We start from the raw sequence: 18,067 nt of genomic DNA, 5'->3' as shown, positions 1-18,067 counted from the left end.
GGTCCATCAATGAACAGACACGCGGTCTATTTTCAAGAACAGGAGAAGCGTCGAGAAATTTTGGTGTTGCTTAAGAAGCGCCGTTCGATTAATGTCCAAGAACTGTCAAAGCATCTTGGCATAACCAAAGTCGCGGTGCGTAAGCATTTAGATGTTTTGCATAGAGAACGGTATATCGAGTCGCGAATCGTCCGCCAGCGAACAGGCAGACCAGCCTATGTGTATCATCTAACGAATACTGCAGAACATTTATTTCCGCGTCACTACAGCGATTTGGCTACAGAGATGGTGACGGGCATTCAGGATTTGTATGGGGAAGCTTTTGTCGATCAACTATTTGAGAAGCGGATGGCACGGATGTTACAAAACTATCGGGAGGTAATGAGAGGACAAGGTTTTGACCAGCGAGTGAAAATGTTGGCGAGCATACAAAATGAAGAAGGATACATGCCTCATTTGGAAAAAATCAGGGATGGTTTGTATCTGCTTGAAGAAGCAAATTGTCCTCTCTTACAAGTAGCCATTCGCTTTCGCCAAGCATGTCAATGCGAGCTCTCCTTGTTTGAGTCGCTAATAGACGCGCATGTAGAGCGTACATCGTGTATGACAGAAGGACAAGTGAAATGCCGTTACCTAATAAGAGAAAAGCTCAGCAATGAAGAATCGGAGTGAGCAAGACATCCGTTACAAAGGCGGATGTCTTTTTGTTGTAAGCAAGGGGGTGATCGGTTAATGATTCGTAATTTTGGCATGGCGGTGTAACTGCTATATCGGGGTATTGGGGTTTGGGTTTGCCATAGGAAAGACGAATTGTTTACTGAAAGGGCAAGTGTCTATACAACCAGACGGGCGATCACGTATGGATAAAGGAAGGCGTATTTTGATGGAAAGGAGTGAGGACATGCCGAACGACAAGAGAAATCCGAAGAATAGAAGACCAATTCTTAACCAGCGAGGAGCCTTGCAAAAGTCGAGAGCATCACTCCCGCTCCTCTTTGTCGCACCAAAGGAACAGATAAAGCCTCAGGTAGGTTCCATGGATAAGCAGAAAATGTATCACTCCAGGAAACCTAAGGGTAAACGAAACCGAGCTCCTTTGCCTCAGGTCAAGCAGACAGCTACTGAACAAGTCACACCGCAGTCCACTTCTGTCACGCCTCCCACGCCTCCAACTTTCATGGAGACCAAGACTCTTACGGAAGAAAACAACAGATCCGAGCAAGAACTGATTCAAGCAAAAGTTGTCTTCATGGAAAACGTGGGTCAATCGTTTATGCAGGTTGCTTTTTTAGAAGAAATTTGGGACGTAGAGTGGGTCCATTCTTTACGCGTGCCCTGGAAGCTTGAGTGGAAAGAGGTGGAATGCCAAAGTAAGATCGATGTCCAGCACGTTCGGCATGATGATAGTAAAAAGATTGTCTGGCTGTCAGGTGAATTGGAAGTCCAGGCTTTGGGGGTCACTGTCCATTCGCAAAAAGTAGAGCATGAAACGATTCGCATTCCATTTACTTCTACAGTATTACGCCCTTCCATACCCAAAGAAAATGTAGCAACAAGTGCCATTCTTCATACAGCGCCAACTTGTCCAACGAATAGATGGATAGAGACGGGGGATTGGCAAATCAACATCACAGCAGATCCGCTCACCCATTCGCAATCAGGATGGAAGGAGTTCAGCGGCTTGGCAACCATTAGCGGTCGTGTATGGTGGTATCGGAAGCAGCTGGTTCCCGTTCCGCCTCCATACATAACGAAAACGGTAAGCAGACTTTTCTAGAAAAACGGGCAAATAACGCTTGGCATTAGCCAAATCCATATTGTGTCTAGTCCATATAATATAAAGAGAGTAGGTGGCTAAGAAAGGAGAGAGTAAAAATGGGTATACATGGCGAGGGCTGTAATTGTGGCCAATCTCAAGTTGAGAAAAATAGTTGTACAGTGGAAAAGGCCCGTGTGTTCGGAATGGCTTCAACCGAAACGACTTTTCCTAAAACGATAAAAGTACCTGTAACGTTGGCAGAAACGGCTGTTGTCGTATGTGTGGAGGCAGATGTCCATTTGGAGAAGCCTGCACTTGAGATCATTCGGGTATTAAAGAGTGTCATTCTGGAGCAGTGTGAGTTGGTTCCTACATTCAGCCCATTGTCAGCAAATTTGTTCGTCACTGGTTTTATTCGCAAAAATATAGAGTACACCACAATCGATCAAGTAACGGGAACTGCTGTATGCGGTGATGTTCGACACACAACGGCGTTGATACCATTCGATTTCTGTACGGAACTGACCTTTCCGGCTGCAGGACCGACATTGCAACTGGCGCCAGATTTCGAGTCACACGGAGAATATTTGAATAAATCAGGTCATGCGGCAAAGATTAACGTAGGTTTGTTCGGCAACCGAAAAGTTTACAATGAGAGACCGTATTGTGAACTGTTATTCACGGAATTCACCGAATTAGACATCGGTTTGGAAAATAAGCGGTGCAAAGACACAACCAAAACATTCTCGACCGTCCGTGAAAAAATCGTACTGCGTCTTGGTATAAAAGTTTTGCAGGATCAACAAGTTCCTATTCCAACACCACCACCGACACATCCTCCAAAACCGACATTTCCGCCACCTTGCAAACCGATATGTCCACCTAAGAAAAAATGGTAGCCTAGCTGTAGGAAAAAACATAGAAAAAGGGCAGATGAGACTTCCAGTAGCGCTATGCTTGCTGACTGGTAGTCTCATTTTGTTTAGGCAAGCGATGCTTTTCGGCAAAAGCAGTTCAAAAATCAACGAAAATACAAGGATCGTTTCGTAATCAAAAACGATATGGATACGCTGACATTCTGGCATATAATTGGGATAGCAATCTCATACGAGGAGGATCTTTGCTGCGTGAAAATAAGCGAATTATCACAATTAACCAATGTCAGTACCCGGTCAATACGCCATTATGAAGAAAAGGGCTTGCTACAGGCAGAACGACTGGAAAATGATTACCGTTATTTCAATGAATCGGCAGTTAACCGTGTCAAGATGATTCAACTGTACTTGAAGCTGGGCTTAACAGCAGATGAAATCAGAATGGTGTTCCGAGGGGAAGTGGCATCTCCCGACGATTACGAATATTGCGAGGAAATGCTGGCGATTTACGAACAAAAGCTCAGCAAAGTGAATGAACAGATTGAGGCACTCCAAGAGTGGAAAAAAACGCTGGAGAGGCAAATATCCATTACACGTGGAAAAAAGGTTACGAACTAGTTCATAGTCACGGCCCCGAAGCGATCAGCTGCTCCGGGGCCGTCTTTTTACAAGGAATGCAAGTTTTGCCCGATGCCACCATCCACAGCTAGCCTCGCACCAGTCGTAAAGGTAGCGTCAAAAGCGAGGAAAAGCACCGCTTTCGCCACTTCTTCTGATGAGCCATGACGTTTCATGGGTGTAACCTTGTCGCCAAGCTCCTGGAAGGTAACGCGTTCTGCATCTGTGAAACCGGCCACTCCCATGGAAGGTGTATCAATGAAACCGGGACTCACGACATTGACGCGAATGCCCTTGTCTAGCAACTCCACTGCAAAGCTGGAGGCCAAGGAACGCAATGCCGCTTTGGATGCACTATATACGCTCATGCCGGGGTAGCCGCCTTCATCTGCTACGGAAGATGTAAATACGATCGAACCGCCTTCATGAATAAGTGGCTCCAAGCGCTGGACGGTGAAAAATGCCCCTTTCGTATTTACCTCAAAAATCCGATCATAGGTCTCTTCAGTGACTTCCAAAAACGGTTCCAGAATGGAAGTGCCTGCATTTACATGGAGAAAATCGATCTTGCCAAAATGCTTTTCAACATACTCTCCGAATGCTTGTACATCCGTCATATTCGATACATCAGACACCACAACATGTGCCCGTTCTCCCAGCTCACGTTTTGCTTCTTCCGCATTTTTCGGATTGCGACCAGAAACGATGACCTCGGCGCCTCCTGCCAGCAAAGCTTTTGCCACAGCCAAGCCCATACCATGTGTACCCCCAGTTACGACTGCTTTTTTTCCTGTATAGTTGTTGTTCATTTTTGTTCCTCCTTGAGTGGATGAGTTATCTTTCTGCATGTAGTCTAAACGTTCACGCTAATGTGAAGGTCAAGGGTATAGATTTCATCCTTTCACTTCTCCAAAAATTTAGGTAGGCGGTATGTTCGGTGTCGATCAAGTTGGTTATTATTGGTATAATGAAGGACGTTGAAGCCTTGGGGTCTGAATCAAACATGAATGGGAAGTGACAATATTGCATGATCAATCTAGAGGAATATCCTCATAACAAAGAGAGTCTTCTTCAATTACTTGAACGATCAAGAACGAGAACACTTTCCCATGAAGAAGTTGCAATGTGGTGTTTTCTGTTTTGGTCAAGATGGAGATCGGATGAAGACGATTTATTTACAAAAACAGATGAGATGACAATTGATATGGTGATGGAGATTGGGGAATTTTGGGTAGAAAAGCCACAGTATGAAGTCCAAGTGATCATTTTCAAGGATGAGCAGATAGATATGTGGATTGGTAGATTACGATAATCGGTTAGAAAAGCACGATAGATTTGGAGGGGAATATTTGGACACTCAACTAACACTTAATTTTTTATCTGCGTATGTCCACCATCATAAGTACTATTTGGATGCTTGGCGTACGAAAGGGCTCTCTTGGAATTGGGGAGCTGCACTTTTTGGAGAAGCATGGTTTGCCTTCCGGAAGATGTATCTGTTTGCAGCCATTATTTATTCTGTGAATCTATGTGTAGGTTTACTATTGGGTTTAATTGGACTTGATGATGCTACTTTTAATGAAATATACATTGTCTTCGCAATTCTTCAACGAGTGCTTTTCGCATTTACAGCCAATTTTTTGTACTATGTTTCGGCTGTGAAGACAATTAAAAAAGCTCATAGTAAATATACAACTCTTGATCTAGAAGAGACAAAGAAGCTGGGTGGAACTAGTGTCCGGGCCGTTTTTGTGGTGGTGCTGGTAAACTTTTGTTTTAGTCTGCTCGATCGATTCTTAGCATAGTAAAGGCGAGTATTTAGACGGGTTATTGACAATATATAGGGAATTAAAGGAGAATCAAACATGAACATTTGGCCTAAGCCTTTCTTGGAGCCAGAAGTATTAAAACAGCGTCTGCTTATCCTGAGCGCACTGGATATCGTATTGTGTGAAGAGGAATGGCTGCGCCGATATCAGTTCGATCCGCAATGGGATGAAAACACGACATTCGCGAGCGTTAGCAACGGTTCAGGCGACGATCTTTACATCCTGTTCACCCCCGAGGGCGTTATTGTAAAAGGATTCGATCATGAATCGGAAATGAGTCCACATGCTAGGGAAGAATACGAGGTCTGGCCTGGCATCTATGAGCAAGTCCCTCCCACTTTGCTTCATCGACTCAATGACGAAGCGTTGACTAAGGAGGAAGTTACTTTCTGCCTATGGCGAGAATCTGCTGATCACGTATGGAAAACGGGAGAGGTACATAATCCGCATGGGCTAGATGATGGCTCGGATTTTTTGCTTGGAATGATATACGACAGTCCAGAAGACTATGTAGAGTGGGCAGAGGACTACTATGAGGTGAAGATCCCACTTGATGTAGTTAATCATGTATTTACGAATACTTCTATCACCAAAGAAATGATGATAGAGCTGAATCCAGAAGTTGATCTGGAAATGGCGATGAAGGAGCTTCAAGCAATCGGTTTTACAGCTGCGTAAAGTACGTCATGACTCATAAAAATAAAATGGAAAGAAGATGACGATATGCCAAAAGGTATGTATTCTCAAGGGGTTGCTGTCCTGTTGTCAACAGCGGTTCCGATTCAGAAAATAGCAGACAAGCTCAAGGATCAATTCGAAATTGCGAATCTCATAGAAACGTTCGACCAATGGGTGTTCAGCGGCCCTAGCTTGCTTATTCCATACCGTCCAGAAGTAAACGGATATATCCAGGTCGATGTCGTCGATAAGCCTTGGCCGGATAGTATGGGAGACCCGGCAGAAGATACGATGCTGTTTGGCGCTTGGTCGATGGGCTTTTTTGGACCGTTTACATTCTCGAATAGCCTGGAGCGGGCAGCTCAGCAGTCGTGGGGATTTCCCGAAGGGCAGCAAGCAGCATCTGAGCACGGAGCGTTTATCCGTATACGCTCTTCTTTCGTGTTGGGGGAGTCAGATGATCAGGCTCCAGTACTGCCTGAGGATTATGAGTCGCTCCCGGAGTTGATGACTGTCACCGCCATTGCTGAGTCGCTGTTGAAAATGCCGGAAGCTCTTTGCTTTTTTAATCCGAATGGAGAGTGCCTCGCGTCTGCCGAGCTGATGCAAGAGCTCAATCAACGCTATGAGCAAATCGAGCTTCTACCGCTGGAGCTGTGGTCCAATGTCCGGTTGTTCAATCTTCCAGAGGGATGGCTCTTGATGGATACCGTCGGCATGCAGCAGTTGGATGTGATCGATCATGAGGCAGTATTTAATGGGGATGCCTACGATCCGAATGAGGTCGCGAGTTTCCTACGTAATATATCGAACTATGTATACGAGAATGGTCCTGTTATCAATGATGGCGATACAACCGATGGGCCGGGTGAAGAAATTTGGAAGTGTGTCTTGCTGGATGAAGGGTTGGCAAGCCCTCCGCGTGATGTGCTTCGCTGGTATCCGTTGGATGGAAGGGAAAAGCCTGCGGGATTGGAATAATTGCGTGATCACTCGGGAGACCATAGGAGCTTGATAGGAAAAAGCACGACCATACCCCTGTTTAGCAGGGCATTGTCGTGCTTTTATACGTTAGTTTGAGTATGAAAGAGAAGCTAGGCTCACTGTACCTGCTTATTTGATAATCTCCTCGTAAATCAGTTTGCCGTCATGCGTATACACGCCGATCTTTTTAGTCCCTGAGATAGTGTACTCGATGGCGACTGTCTCATTCGTAGGGGTGATCAACAATTGATGTGGAAAGTTGAAGCTTTTATTGTTAGCTGTGTTCGCAATGATCTGGGTATCGGTATGGAACAACTGTCCCGTCTGCTTGAGCTCTTTCATTTGTTCTGGCTTATTTAGCACATATTGTTGCGGTGAGACGACTTTATCTGCCGCATTTATTTTGGTAAAGGTATACTGCTTGTTGGTTTTCGTCACAGCCAGAAAGTGACCGTCGGAGGTTGGGCGGATAAAGGCATACTTTTTGGAAACGATGAGTCCTTTTTTATTCATCAGCACATAAAATTCTTCGTTCCCCAGCTTGCCTGAGACAATGAATGCTCCACTGTGCATATTCGATTCGACTTTATAGTTACGGGAAGGCTTCAACATAATTTTGCCTTCATTACTGATAAAATGCGTTTGGCCGTTTATTTTCACACGATGCCAGCCTTCACCATATCCGAAATATTCATCAAAAAATGGCTTGCTCATTATTTTTCCATGAATATTTCTCATGCCCAACTTGTAGTATTCATCCCCTTTTGCGTCTTTTACCAGTCCACCATAAGGCAAGTAATACGGATCAAACGTTTTCGTAGTCGGTTCGGCTAAGTAGATTGGATGATCCGCGTCCGGAAACTTCTTGGTAATTTTTCCTGTTTTGGCATTGTACAGATACGGCAGGTTTCCTGGATAGTCCGTGCCCGTAAACCATTCCCCATGTATCTGCTTGAAAGCAACATCGCAACAGGTACCCATCGGTGTAACTTTGCCCTGCTTATCGTAGACCAAATATTCGCTATGCTTAAAAAAGCTGCCATTATAAAAATAACCGTACCCATTTCGGAGCGGGTACACTTCACTTTTATAGACGAGGTAATTGCTTTTTATTACATTTCCAGACGGTGAAACCAATGACATGGTGTAAGTCTTTGGGGGTGAATCGTGCTTGTAAAGTGGCTGCCTCGTGAAAAGAAAGAATGGCTCTGTCAAATGAGACGGGATTTGCAGGTTTTGATACACCACTGGTAATTGCGGTGGATTTAATGGGTCTTCCTGCTCTTCAGCCTTGATTGGCGAAGTAGAGAAGAACGTGAGGAACAGAATGAGCATGGTTTTTAATAGGGTAGAAAATTTCATGATAGGAATTCCTTTCTAGTAGGTTGATGAGTTGGGCCTAAACGAATGACGTTTCAACTGTTACAAATGTTACCATTGGTGTAAAAATTCAATCCAAACTCTCGAAAGGAGGCTACGAATATGCCTGGCGGTGACAAATTGTCAGAAACAGCGAAGGCTTTTATTCGACAATGTACAAGAAGGGAAACTATTACGGACAGAGAGCAAGTAAGAAAAATCCTACAACAGAAGGGTATTCCAGCTTTTGAAGCTTTGTTGGATGTGCAGGCAAAGTACGGCGGTTTGAGCTATTCATTTGGGGGAGAGATCGACAATCGCTTTTGTATCGATTTATGGGGGAGCGTTGCTCATCGAGATGGTGAGGAACGGAGAATACCCAAGGTAATAAATTATGAAGGACAAACGGTGGTAGAGTGTTTTCATGTGATAGATGATCGGTTGAGTAAGGCTGGTTATATAGATGAGAACGGCAAGCTGTATACGCTACACTACACTACGTTTCAAGTATTTGCTGAAAATATGGAGGAACTGCTAGAGAGTGAAGGTGTCAAATACAGCCTGCTGCGAGAGAAAAAACAATGGGTAGTAAAATGGATAGAACAGTCAGATGTTGCGCATTGGCTCTTACGTATAGAACAGAAACCTATTCTTATTGAGCAGGCGAGTCAGGGTTATCAAAAATGGTGGAAGAGCCACGATGGCAGGTTATACGTTCATGTTCGAAATGGACTGGGAATATATGCGGTGGCTTATGCGATGGAGTTCGATGATCTTACGCAGCTTGGTCTTAGCAGTTATTTCATTTTGCGTGGATTTCCGTTTGAATGCTCTTACCAATATGATCGTGAACGTGCTGAAGTCAAAAATACGATGGAAATGTTTCAGTTTCAATCTCGTTTATATAAAACCTGCGATTATTCCATGATCACTGTTCCCCAGGTAAAGGAAGCGAAAGACATCTATTTGTATGTAACGGGACAGAAAACCTACCAAAGAGAGCGACCAATCGAAGACTTTTTATTGAAATTTCCAGCGCTTGAACTGCCTATCGAAGATTTTGATCATAGTCTGCTGGAATTTGCTTTGTGTAACGGAGAGGAACGGATTTTAAAGCTGATCACATATATAGCCAACCTCGCAAACCACCATAACCATAGAAGTACTTCAGCTGAGAATAACGTGGATTATTTCCTGTTCCATGAATATTTGCGACGGATCCATGTATTCATCGAAGCTCATCCAATGAATGTTCATCCATTGTACTTTCATCCTTATCGTGCAGCAGGTGTACCATCCGAGCATGATATCGTAAAGAAAAATACAGTCGTGGCAAGAATGAGGGGTAACCATGCACAATCCGTTAGTGAGTTAACTTTATACTATATGACTTGTGCCAAAGAAGGAAATGAGATCGCTGCTCACATCTATCGAATCTATGAACCTATCCTTTTACTATATGCTCTCGAAGGAAGTATACGTGTAGATCATGGGCTTATTGAGGTTGGTGGTAACGCCTTTTATCCCTCAAGTTGGCAGGCGAGGGCTGGTAAAGAACCATTCGATGTGTTTCAAAGAACAGCTGAAGCCTGGAGAAATCGGAATGTAGAGTTTGCCATTGATCAAATCAAACGCGTGAAATGGGGTAAGAAAATCGGGAATACGGTGGAGCGGGACTTTGGTAAATCAAAGAGAAATGACGAAGCGTTGAAAGCAGCGTTTACACGTTTAGAAAGACGTCTAGGGAATGCTCTTTCTGAATCGCCTTTCGCTTCTGTTCATACAGATCAAGTCCTGTCAAAGCTATGCTATGATTACCCGCTGTTACAGACTGATGACGGCAGCATCGCTTACTCGATATGCCAGCGATATCTAGAGTGGGCGCATTTAGTGGACCGAAAACATCCTGTCGCAACCAAAAGCCCGTGTTTGTACGAACCATTCATAGAAATGCTATATGAAGAGGATCAAATCGAGAAATGGGAAAGCAAGGCGATGAATTTGATTCGGCTCATGGAACTGGAATCTATAGAAAAGTATGCAGAAGTATTACGAAAGAAAAATGTTTGAGATAGCGAATTCCGTACTTTGTATCAATATAAAGAATTATTGTTCGGTTTTTAAGGGGGTATCTTGCTCGTTGTTAAAAAAATTACGGGGGTAAAACTTTTGGGTGGACCATTCGATCACCTTAAATCCGAACATTCTTGCCATGGATGAGGAGTGGAACATTTTAATGGTCGTCCAATCAAAACCGCTTTCTGATTACATTCCCAGGAAGCGAAATCCGACAGAGCGTAGACAACCCCAAATACCCAAACAACGGATACAAAAACATGAGCAACTGACTATACCCAATCAGGCACAATACGAAAGCAGTAGAAAACAAATACAAGTAAAGCCGCGTTTCCGGAACGTCCAATAATTCACGCAGCTGCTGACCAATTCCAAACACATTAGAAATCAGCGTGGTAAAAATTTCGGAGTAGAGCACGAAAACAAAGAACAGCTGGAGCCACTCGTTCCATTGGTCCGTTACAAAAAGAATCGGGATATTCATGAGACGGACATCGTCCCAGTTGGCCAACATGGCCGTATGGACGACGAGGAGCATGAATCCAAGCACGACTCCCCCAATGACGGCTGCCCGTAACAAAACAACTTTGTCGCGGATTGCATAGCCAATCGGGATGAGAACGGATTGGGCCATGGCTAAATTAAAGGATACGTATAAGACAGTTTTCCATAAGAAGGAGTAATCAGTTGGGGTCGAGAGCGGCATGGGAGATTCTGCGGTGCCATCCAGTAAAATGAGTAAAGCGAACAATACCATGGACGGAACGACGATCGCATTCACGACAAGTAACTGCTCCAACCCTTTTCGCAGAAGTAACAGGGCGAACAGAACGGTGGCGATGGTCCCGACCAAATACGGAATGTCGAACTGCTCCTCCAAGACCGAGCCCGCTCCTGCCAACATGACAGTCGTGACGCCAAAAAGGGTGAGAAAGACCAAAATATTCATCGTACGACCGATCATCGGTCCAAACAGTTTTTGGTTAAAGGATTCATAGGAGGGTGTGCGCAAATGATGAGCGATTAGCATCATCTTGTAGCCCAGCCAAACAAAAAGAGAGGTGGCGAGCAGGATGCCGATTGTTCCGGCATGGCCGTAAGCGGTGAAAAACGCGAGGATTTCTTGACCGCTCGCAAACCCGGCACCTACGACGGTTCCAATGTACGTTGCTGCGACTTGGATACTTTTTCCCCACAACTTCATACTGGTTTTTTCCTTTCTCATCCAAATAGAGGCTAGTACAAGTGTATGAGTCTCGGAGAAAAACAGAATGAGAAAACGCGTCAATCTGATCAACTACCCCATGAAAAAAGCGAATGGCTCGTGACCATTCGCTTTTTCGTATAGATACCGACATGTTACAAAAGAAACATTGCTGCGATTGTCGTGACCAAAAGCCCAATCGCCACGGGATACAAATTTCGTCTCGCCAGCTCAAAAGGGTCTACTCCGCAAATCGCCGCAGCGGGAATCAATGCCCAGGGAATGATCGTTCCACCACCGACCCAGATAGCGGCAATTTGACCGAGTGCAGTTAACATTGCGGCCCCGGCACCGAGAGCAGTTGCGAATAGTTGAGCCAAAGAGCCAGCCAGTGTAATCCCGGAGAAGCCTGAGCCATCCAGCCCTGTAATGACACCTACTGCGGATACAGTGAGAGCAGCTACTTCCTTGCTAATGGGAATCGTCTGTGCAAGCGCCACGCCGAGGTCATTCACGATTCCGTGTGAACCCTGTGGCAGGACCTCCCCAAACACCTTGATAAACCCACTGTCGCCCATATAAAAGAAAGCAGCAATCGGGATGACCGGACCAAATACTTTAAAACCGAACTGAAAGCCTTGAATGAGATGGGTGGTTACCTGCTCGAGACCACTTTTCTTGTGCGCGAGCATCGTTGCGATGACGAGAATGAGCAAGGCAGTTCCGCCCACAAGCGCCGTTGCATCACCACCGTGTAAATCAAAAGCAAACATGGCCACGACATCGAGGACAAATAATAACGGTATGAGTCCAGCCAACGTACGCCGCACGCCATCTGACAAAGGGACTCGTGCGGAAGTAAAAACTGCATCGGGCACGACAGTCTCTTTGGGAGACGCAAGCACGCCGAGCTTCATGTCTTTTTTCAAATACCAGAATGCGATTGCAGTTGTCACGACGCCCATAATAATCACGAGAGGGACACTGGCCGAAATCACGTCCGTGACAGGAATTCCTGCGGCTTTGGCGGTTAAAGTGGGGGCGCCTTGAATAATATAATCACCGGACAGTGCAATCCCATGTCCAAACAAGTTCATCGAAACGGCGACACCCATCGCCGGCAGACCAGCGCGCAATGCGACGGGCAACATGACAGCACCGATCAGTGCGACAGCTGGAGAAGGCCAAAAAAACCAGGAAATGACCATCATGACGATCCCGATGACCCAATAAGCCAATGTTGGATTCCGAACCAAATGGGTCATCGGCCGAATCATCGTTTCATTTACGCCAGTATCAGTCAAAACGTGACTCATCGCAACGATGATGCAGATGACTAAAATCGTCGGTAATAGCTCGGTAATCGCATAGATGAAGCTGCCGAATATTCCACCGACGGCTGTTGTCACAGAGCCAGTCGCGACGAAGCCGATAATCGCTATGCCTACGATACTAATCAGACTCGTATCTTTTCGCAAAACCATTACGAGAATAATGCCGATCACGAACAAGACATACACACCATGTATCCACAAAAGCTCGATTCCCATGTCGCACCCTCCTTCTTCGTTACTCCGATGGAAGTACCTTGTTGTCACAACATATGCGAAAAATAGGCCATGGGTGAACGCACATCACAGAGCAGACGAGTGAACCAACTGGAAACTGGCATTTTTGTCCACGATATGCCACTATTAATGAATGACGTACTTTTGGGTTCCAAGCAAGAGAGGGGGAACGGCACATCGACGTTCGTAATCAGTCCGTCGTGCAGCCAACTACGATGAATTCGACTACACCCATCCAACGTAAAATGGACCAGGCAATTGAGCTTTTGGAGCGCCGTTTCCTGGAAAGAAGTGAACTGATTCGCCTTTTAATGCTGGGCATCATGAGCGGGGAAAATGCTTTGTTAATCGGTCCGCCGGGAACAGCGAAGTCTCAGTTGGCACGATCAGTCTCTCAGCTTTTTGGATCGGAACATTGGTTCGAGTATTTGCTTACCCGTTTTACGACTCCTGATGAGATATTCGGTCCAGTCTCCCTTCAGCAATTGAAACTGGATCAATATGTACGCAAAACAGCAGGCTATTTACCCAACGCTCAGTTTGCGTTTTTAGACGAAATTTTCAAAGCGAACAGCGCGATTCTGAATGCGCTGCTTTCTATATTGAACGAACGAGTTTATTTTAATGGCAGAGAAAAAGAGGAGGTTCCGTTGCAGTTTTTAATCGCTGCATCGAATGAGCTTCCAGATGACGATGATCAATTGACTGCTCTTTATGACCGTTTCCTGTTCCGTTATGAGGTTCACTATTTGAAGCAGGCGTCCAGCTATGAGCGCATGTTTTCTTTGCCAACGACGCCTCTTCCCGTTTTGTTCTCTCTGTATGATGTGAAGGATATTCAAGTAGCAGCGAAGCAAGTGGTCATTCCAGAAACCATCATTTATTTTCTGTACCGCCTCAAACAAGACTTGGAAGCAAAAGAGTATGTGCTCTCCGACCGTCGTTGGAGCAAAATCGCAAATGTATGGCGTACTTCTGCTGCCTTGCATGGACGTGAGCAAGTGACGATCTGGGACACGGTTTTCACTCCGCATATGCTGTGGAATGTCCCTGAGGATTTACCTGTTATGCAGGAAGCGTTTGAACAACAATTCACGGAAATGCTGAAGAATGATATGGAGAATGAATTACCACTCCAACGCTTCGGACAAACGGCAGATAAATGGAAGGAAAAAGAATCAGAGTTGCATGCTTTCCAGTTTAAAAAAGAAGTGGGGGCAAAGCTGGGCAAGGAAGCGATGGAGCGCAATGTCCGGTTGTTCGAGGAGAGTCGCGAAGAGGTAGAAGAGACGGCACGAGACTTGCGTAATCGTCTTATTCAGTGGGAGAAGCGGGAGCACGATTTGCATGCCTATGTTCTGGAAAAAAACCGCTTGATTCCCCATGTAGAAAAATACGCAGTCAAATATTCGTATCTGCGAATTGAAGGCGAACGGATTTTACAACAACTCCAGCGCACGTATCGGACGATTTTTGACAAGGAAATCCCCGGGGCGGATTATGATTTTACGTTGTAGGGGGTAGCTCGTATGATCATTCGCGCTAGTGGTGTTGATCGTTATGTATTTGAAACATACCTCGCCTCTTCGCGCACGGCTCAGGAATGGGTTCATGAAGCGCAGGCACGAGCAGCATGGTTTGATTTGGATCTCTTGGCCGACTTTTTCCTTGTCTTTTATTTGGAAAAGCCGGAGATCGATCTGACGCAAGAATCCACTCCTTTTCATCATTGGATGATTCGTACGCTCATGAAGCAGTATTTTACACGCATGATTCATCCACGTACAGTCGGGCAGGAAAGTGCGTCGTTCAAAACCGCAATCAAGGCCTTGCTATGGCTGACAGAGACGTTTTCTGAGGAAGTGAAGCAGCGGGAGAAGGATCAACGGCCCTCTCCGCTCTTAACTGGCTTGAAAGACCAGCAAGGTCAGGAGGGAAGTCAACAAGCACAGCTTTCCGAGCTACTGACAGAAAAACAAAAGGCCAAGCTCGAGTTGGTCGGCTATACTCTTCAACAGGGGAAGCGCGTCGTGGAGGATAAGCAGGAGGCCATGGACACCAAGCCATTGGTGCGGGCAGAGGTACTGTCCTTGCAAAATCGCATTACCGAGCTGCAAGAAGAAATGAAAGTACAGTTCACGAAACGGACCAAGCTTCTGCAAAAGGTGAAAAAATTGGAAGGGGAGCTGGTCCAACGCGAAAAGCAGCTAGATCGATTGCAAAAGCAAGAGAAGGAAGCGATCGCAGCTTTTGAAAAAGAGCTGGGACAATGGCTAGAGCAATCGTTAAAGGCGACGCTATCCAATGAGGAACTCGATACGCTTTTTGTCGAAGAGGTATTTACGGCCAGTCAGCGTTTTGCCAACCGAAGCTGGGGGCATGAGTTAGGAAAGCTGCGTAGGCAAAGCTTTGAGCAGTATTTGAAATGGATTGAGAAATTGAAGCGCCATCCGGATCTGGTCGCTTTTCTGAACGAGGTAGGCAGACAAGTCCATCGCTTTCGTGTAAAGCGCAAAGAAATTCGTTCCAGACATTTTCCAGAGGAATACTATGATTTGCGACAATCGGGCGATATTGCACGCATGCTGCCTGGTGAAGCTGTGCTTCTCGCTGATCCGGACTTCGAGAATTACTTCATCCTCAAATGGCTGGAGCAAAAGCTCATGACCTACGATACCTCGGGATGGGTAGAAGAGCCGCCAAAGGGTCCGGTGATCTGCATGCTGGACACTTCCCATTCGATGCGTGGAAGTAAGCTGCGGCTTGCGCAAATTTTCATCATGACGTTTGCAGCCCTCTCGATGCTGGAAAAGCGCGATTTTATCCTCCTCTTGTTCGGGGCAAAAGGAGAGATTAAGGAGCAACCGCTCTATCACAAGAAGCCAGATTGGCCTGCCTTTTACGGTCTCGCGCAAATGGCGTTTGGCGGTGGGACTCACTTTGACGCTCCGATGAAGCGAGCCATCGAGCTGGTTGAAAAGGAACAGGTTTGGCGCGGAGCAGATTTTGTCATGGTAACGGATGGAATTGGAGGAATTTCTCCTTATGTCCAAGAAAAACTCTTCTCTCTGGGCCAGCATAAACAAATTCGCCTGCACAGCTTGATTGTGGGTTCTGCGAGGCAGCATCTCGTACAAGCGTATGATTTGCTGGGCGTTTCTCACCGGGTCAAATTTGCGACGAGCTGGGAAGCGGATGGGGAGGAGAATACAGGGCTGCTCCTAGATGTTTTTCAAACAGCCAAATAAGTAGTTCGATGTACTTCCAAATCTCGTCTCACTCGTGGGACGGGATTTTTTCATTTCGCTTAAGAAAAATTTTAACTCTTACCCACTTTTTTCTTTAATTGTTTCTCCTATGCTGAGTGTAGCCAATAAAATGGCAGAAGGAGGACACTATGGAGAAACTGATTAAGCTGGCCAAGCTTATACGGGGAGCCAATGTATTATTTTCAAATATTGCACGAAAAGAGCTAAAAACAAATGAAATCAATTGGCAACAAGTATTGATTCTCGAAATTCTTGAAAACGGGCCAAGAACAATGGGGGACCTAAGTAAAGCTGTTGATTTGTCAAACAGTACAACTTCAGATTTAATTAGTAGGCTGGAGGAGGAAAATTTGGTACGTAGGTACCGAGACCAAATGGATCGCCGGATTGTGTGGGTTTCACTGACGGAGCGATTATGCAGTGCATAAAGAAATCGGCTGAAAAAAAGGGGTAATCCGCTTCTTCTCAGCCGATGCCATGATCTTATTAGCCAACTCTCGCGGACATCGTACGTCCGAATTCAAGCTCATCGAATTTGTTCTGAACGACTTGACGATCGTATTCCCATAGGGCATCCTCCAGCGCATACTCCACCGGAACATCCCGAATAATCGTAGCCAGCTTTCTGCTCAAGTATACCTGATCGCGATTTTCTTCCAGCTTGCTGCGCGTTTTAGGCGTACAGCTTGCCAGATTTACATATAGGTTGTCCAGATCACCATGCTCGGTAATCAATTTTGTCGCTGTTTTCTCACCAATTCCTGGGCAACCTGGAATACAGTCAGAGGCATCTCCCATTAAAGCTTTGACATCCACGACCTGTTCAGGTGTAATTCCACGCAATGCCAAGAGACTCGCAGGATTATAATGCTCGTGTTTACCGCCATTTTTCAGGATTTTTACACTCACTCGCTCAGATATGAGCTGCAAGCTATCGTAATCACCTGTCGCAATGATGACCTCGTGCCCTTCTTCGGAAAGACGTGTGGAGAGCGTACCCAATACATCATCGCCTTCATAGCCAGGGCAACCCAAGTTCGGAACCGAGAACGCATCCGTTACTTCTTTTACCAAATCGAATTGTGGAATGAGCTCATCCGGTGCCGCTTGGCGATTTGATTTATAGCCGTCATACCATTGACTGCGCACCAAAGACTCGCGCGAAGCGACATCCCAGCCCACTACGAGATGAGAAGGACGTGTCAGTTCTGCGTAATCGAGCATCATTTTTGTAAATCCATAAACCGCATTTGTGTACACACCTGTTGAAGTCTGGCGATAGGCTCCACCCCAAGCAGAACCATAAAAGGCGCGAAATAAAAAGCTCATACCATCGATGAGCAGTACTTTTCCAGAATCACTCACAAAACCTTGCCCCTCTCACTACCAAACTATACGCACCATTATAGCATAAAGGAGCGGGACAACCTTGTCAGATTTTACAACAGAAATATCGGAAGAAAACGTGTATGTACTTTTCTTGCGGTGGGATGATAGTACCACAAGAGGTCAACAACCACCTCTTGAAAATCAACTTCCGGTCTCAAGGCGAGAAGCAAGAAGCTGACGGTTCAAATCCGTCCCGGGAGAAAAAACCGCGTCGGGAGGAATCAATCATGGCTAACAACAACTCTGGCAGCAACAACCTGGTAGTTCCTCAAGCGAACCAAGCTTTGGATCAACTGAAGTATGAGATTGCATCTGAATTCGGTGTAAATCTCGGACCAGACACTACTTCTCGCCAAAACGGTTCTGTTGGTGGAGAAATTACGAAGCGTCTGGTGAGCTTCGCAGAGCAACAATTGGCAGGTCGTCAAGTCTAACGTTCAGACAAGTAAATAGCTGGAT

General features: G+C 45.6%; 18 protein-coding genes. 13 read left to right on the top strand and 5 right to left on the bottom strand.

What is annotated here, in order from left to right:
- The first annotated feature begins 9 nt into the window (after positions 1-9).
- The 4 genes from HPY31_RS04320 (at position 10) to HPY31_RS04305 (ending at position 3,252) form a co-directional block, all read left to right on the top strand.
- Positions 10-672: a helix-turn-helix transcriptional regulator gene (locus HPY31_RS04320; RefSeq protein ID WP_172138720.1), complete on the top strand. Its 663-nt coding sequence runs from the start codon at positions 10-12 to the stop codon at positions 670-672.
- Positions 673-1,096: 424 nt separating this feature from the next.
- On the top strand, positions 1,097-1,777 hold the full coding sequence (locus HPY31_RS04315; protein ID WP_253901667.1) for a hypothetical protein: 681 nt from the start codon (positions 1,097-1,099) through the stop codon (positions 1,775-1,777).
- A 98-nt stretch (positions 1,778-1,875) separates the two neighbouring features.
- Complete coding sequence (locus HPY31_RS04310; RefSeq protein ID WP_172138716.1) at positions 1,876-2,658, top strand: CsxC family protein; 783 nt, start codon at positions 1,876-1,878, stop codon at positions 2,656-2,658.
- A gap of 228 nt (positions 2,659-2,886) precedes the next feature.
- A complete protein-coding gene (locus tag HPY31_RS04305) occupies positions 2,887-3,252 on the top strand; it encodes a MerR family transcriptional regulator (protein ID WP_172138714.1) in 366 nt (121 codons plus the stop codon).
- A 47-nt stretch (positions 3,253-3,299) separates the two neighbouring features.
- Here HPY31_RS04305 and HPY31_RS04300 read toward each other — a convergent pair whose 3' ends face one another.
- Entirely contained in the window at positions 3,300-4,061 is a 762-nt protein-coding gene (locus tag HPY31_RS04300; protein WP_172138712.1) for an SDR family oxidoreductase, read from the bottom strand.
- A gap of 218 nt (positions 4,062-4,279) precedes the next feature.
- Here HPY31_RS04300 and HPY31_RS04295 point away from each other — a divergent pair, with 218 nt between their 5' ends.
- The 4 genes from HPY31_RS04295 to HPY31_RS04280 are packed head-to-tail and all read left to right on the top strand — an operon-like array spanning position 4,280 to position 6,740.
- Positions 4,280-4,564, top strand: a complete 285-nt coding sequence (locus HPY31_RS04295; RefSeq protein ID WP_172138710.1) for a hypothetical protein — start codon at positions 4,280-4,282, stop codon at positions 4,562-4,564.
- Positions 4,565-4,601: 37 nt separating this feature from the next.
- Complete coding sequence (locus tag HPY31_RS04290) at positions 4,602-5,057, top strand: DUF2628 domain-containing protein (protein WP_172138708.1); 456 nt, start codon at positions 4,602-4,604, stop codon at positions 5,055-5,057.
- 60 nt (positions 5,058-5,117) lie between these two features.
- Positions 5,118-5,759, top strand: coding sequence for a PDZ domain-containing protein (locus HPY31_RS04285; protein ID WP_172138706.1), 642 nt, complete (start codon positions 5,118-5,120; stop codon positions 5,757-5,759).
- Between the two features lie 45 nt (positions 5,760-5,804).
- Positions 5,805-6,740: a DUF4261 domain-containing protein gene (locus HPY31_RS04280; protein ID WP_172138704.1), complete on the top strand. Its 936-nt coding sequence runs from the start codon at positions 5,805-5,807 to the stop codon at positions 6,738-6,740.
- Positions 6,741-6,872: 132 nt separating this feature from the next.
- On the opposite strand, the gene HPY31_RS04275 is transcribed toward HPY31_RS04280, so the two are convergent.
- On the bottom strand, positions 6,873-8,105 hold the full coding sequence (locus tag HPY31_RS04275; protein ID WP_172138702.1) for a hypothetical protein: 1,233 nt from the start codon (positions 8,103-8,105) through the stop codon (positions 6,873-6,875).
- 120 nt (positions 8,106-8,225) lie between these two features.
- On the opposite strand from HPY31_RS04275, the gene HPY31_RS04270 reads away from it, so the two are divergent.
- Entirely contained in the window at positions 8,226-10,172 is a 1,947-nt protein-coding gene (locus HPY31_RS04270; RefSeq protein WP_172138700.1) for a hypothetical protein, read from the top strand.
- Positions 10,173-10,350: 178 nt separating this feature from the next.
- Here the strand turns inward: HPY31_RS04270 and HPY31_RS04265 are convergent, their stop codons facing one another.
- Together HPY31_RS04265 and HPY31_RS04260 are read right to left on the bottom strand one after the other, a co-directional pair.
- Positions 10,351-11,382 carry a YkvI family membrane protein gene (locus HPY31_RS04265; protein ID WP_172138698.1) on the bottom strand — a complete coding sequence of 344 codons (1,032 nt, stop codon included), beginning with the start codon at positions 11,380-11,382 and terminating at the stop codon, positions 10,351-10,353.
- A gap of 155 nt (positions 11,383-11,537) precedes the next feature.
- Positions 11,538-12,932: a hypothetical protein gene (locus tag HPY31_RS04260; RefSeq protein ID WP_172138696.1), complete on the bottom strand. Its 1,395-nt coding sequence runs from the start codon at positions 12,930-12,932 to the stop codon at positions 11,538-11,540.
- A gap of 233 nt (positions 12,933-13,165) precedes the next feature.
- On the opposite strand from HPY31_RS04260, the gene HPY31_RS04255 reads away from it, so the two are divergent.
- The 3 genes from HPY31_RS04255 to HPY31_RS04245 all read left to right on the top strand — a co-directional run bounded on the left by HPY31_RS04255 (position 13,166) and on the right by HPY31_RS04245 (position 16,647).
- Positions 13,166-14,467, top strand: coding sequence for an AAA family ATPase (locus HPY31_RS04255; RefSeq protein WP_172138958.1), 1,302 nt, complete (start codon positions 13,166-13,168; stop codon positions 14,465-14,467).
- A 12-nt stretch (positions 14,468-14,479) separates the two neighbouring features.
- Positions 14,480-16,198 carry a hypothetical protein gene (locus HPY31_RS04250; RefSeq protein ID WP_172138694.1) on the top strand — a complete coding sequence of 573 codons (1,719 nt, stop codon included), beginning with the start codon at positions 14,480-14,482 and terminating at the stop codon, positions 16,196-16,198.
- A gap of 149 nt (positions 16,199-16,347) precedes the next feature.
- The gene (locus HPY31_RS04245) at positions 16,348-16,647 is read left to right on the top strand and encodes a MarR family winged helix-turn-helix transcriptional regulator (protein WP_172138692.1); all 300 of its coding nucleotides are present in this window, start codon (positions 16,348-16,350) and stop codon (positions 16,645-16,647) included.
- A gap of 58 nt (positions 16,648-16,705) precedes the next feature.
- Here the strand turns inward: HPY31_RS04245 and HPY31_RS04240 are convergent, their stop codons facing one another.
- Positions 16,706-17,584, bottom strand: coding sequence for a 5'-3' exonuclease (locus tag HPY31_RS04240; RefSeq protein ID WP_172138690.1), 879 nt, complete (start codon positions 17,582-17,584; stop codon positions 16,706-16,708).
- 251 nt (positions 17,585-17,835) lie between these two features.
- On the opposite strand from HPY31_RS04240, the gene HPY31_RS04235 reads away from it, so the two are divergent.
- Positions 17,836-18,042: an alpha/beta-type small acid-soluble spore protein gene (locus HPY31_RS04235; RefSeq protein ID WP_015891328.1), complete on the top strand. Its 207-nt coding sequence runs from the start codon at positions 17,836-17,838 to the stop codon at positions 18,040-18,042.
- The last annotated feature ends 25 nt before the right edge of the window (positions 18,043-18,067 follow it).

Origin of the sequence: Brevibacillus sp. HB1.3 (genome assembly GCF_013186635.1) — a bacterium.
In the GTDB taxonomy this organism is placed as follows: domain Bacteria; phylum Bacillota; class Bacilli; order Brevibacillales; family Brevibacillaceae; genus Brevibacillus; species Brevibacillus brevis_D.
The sequence above is the reverse complement of the archived record's forward strand: the minus strand, read 5'-3'. Positions and strand labels throughout refer to the sequence as shown.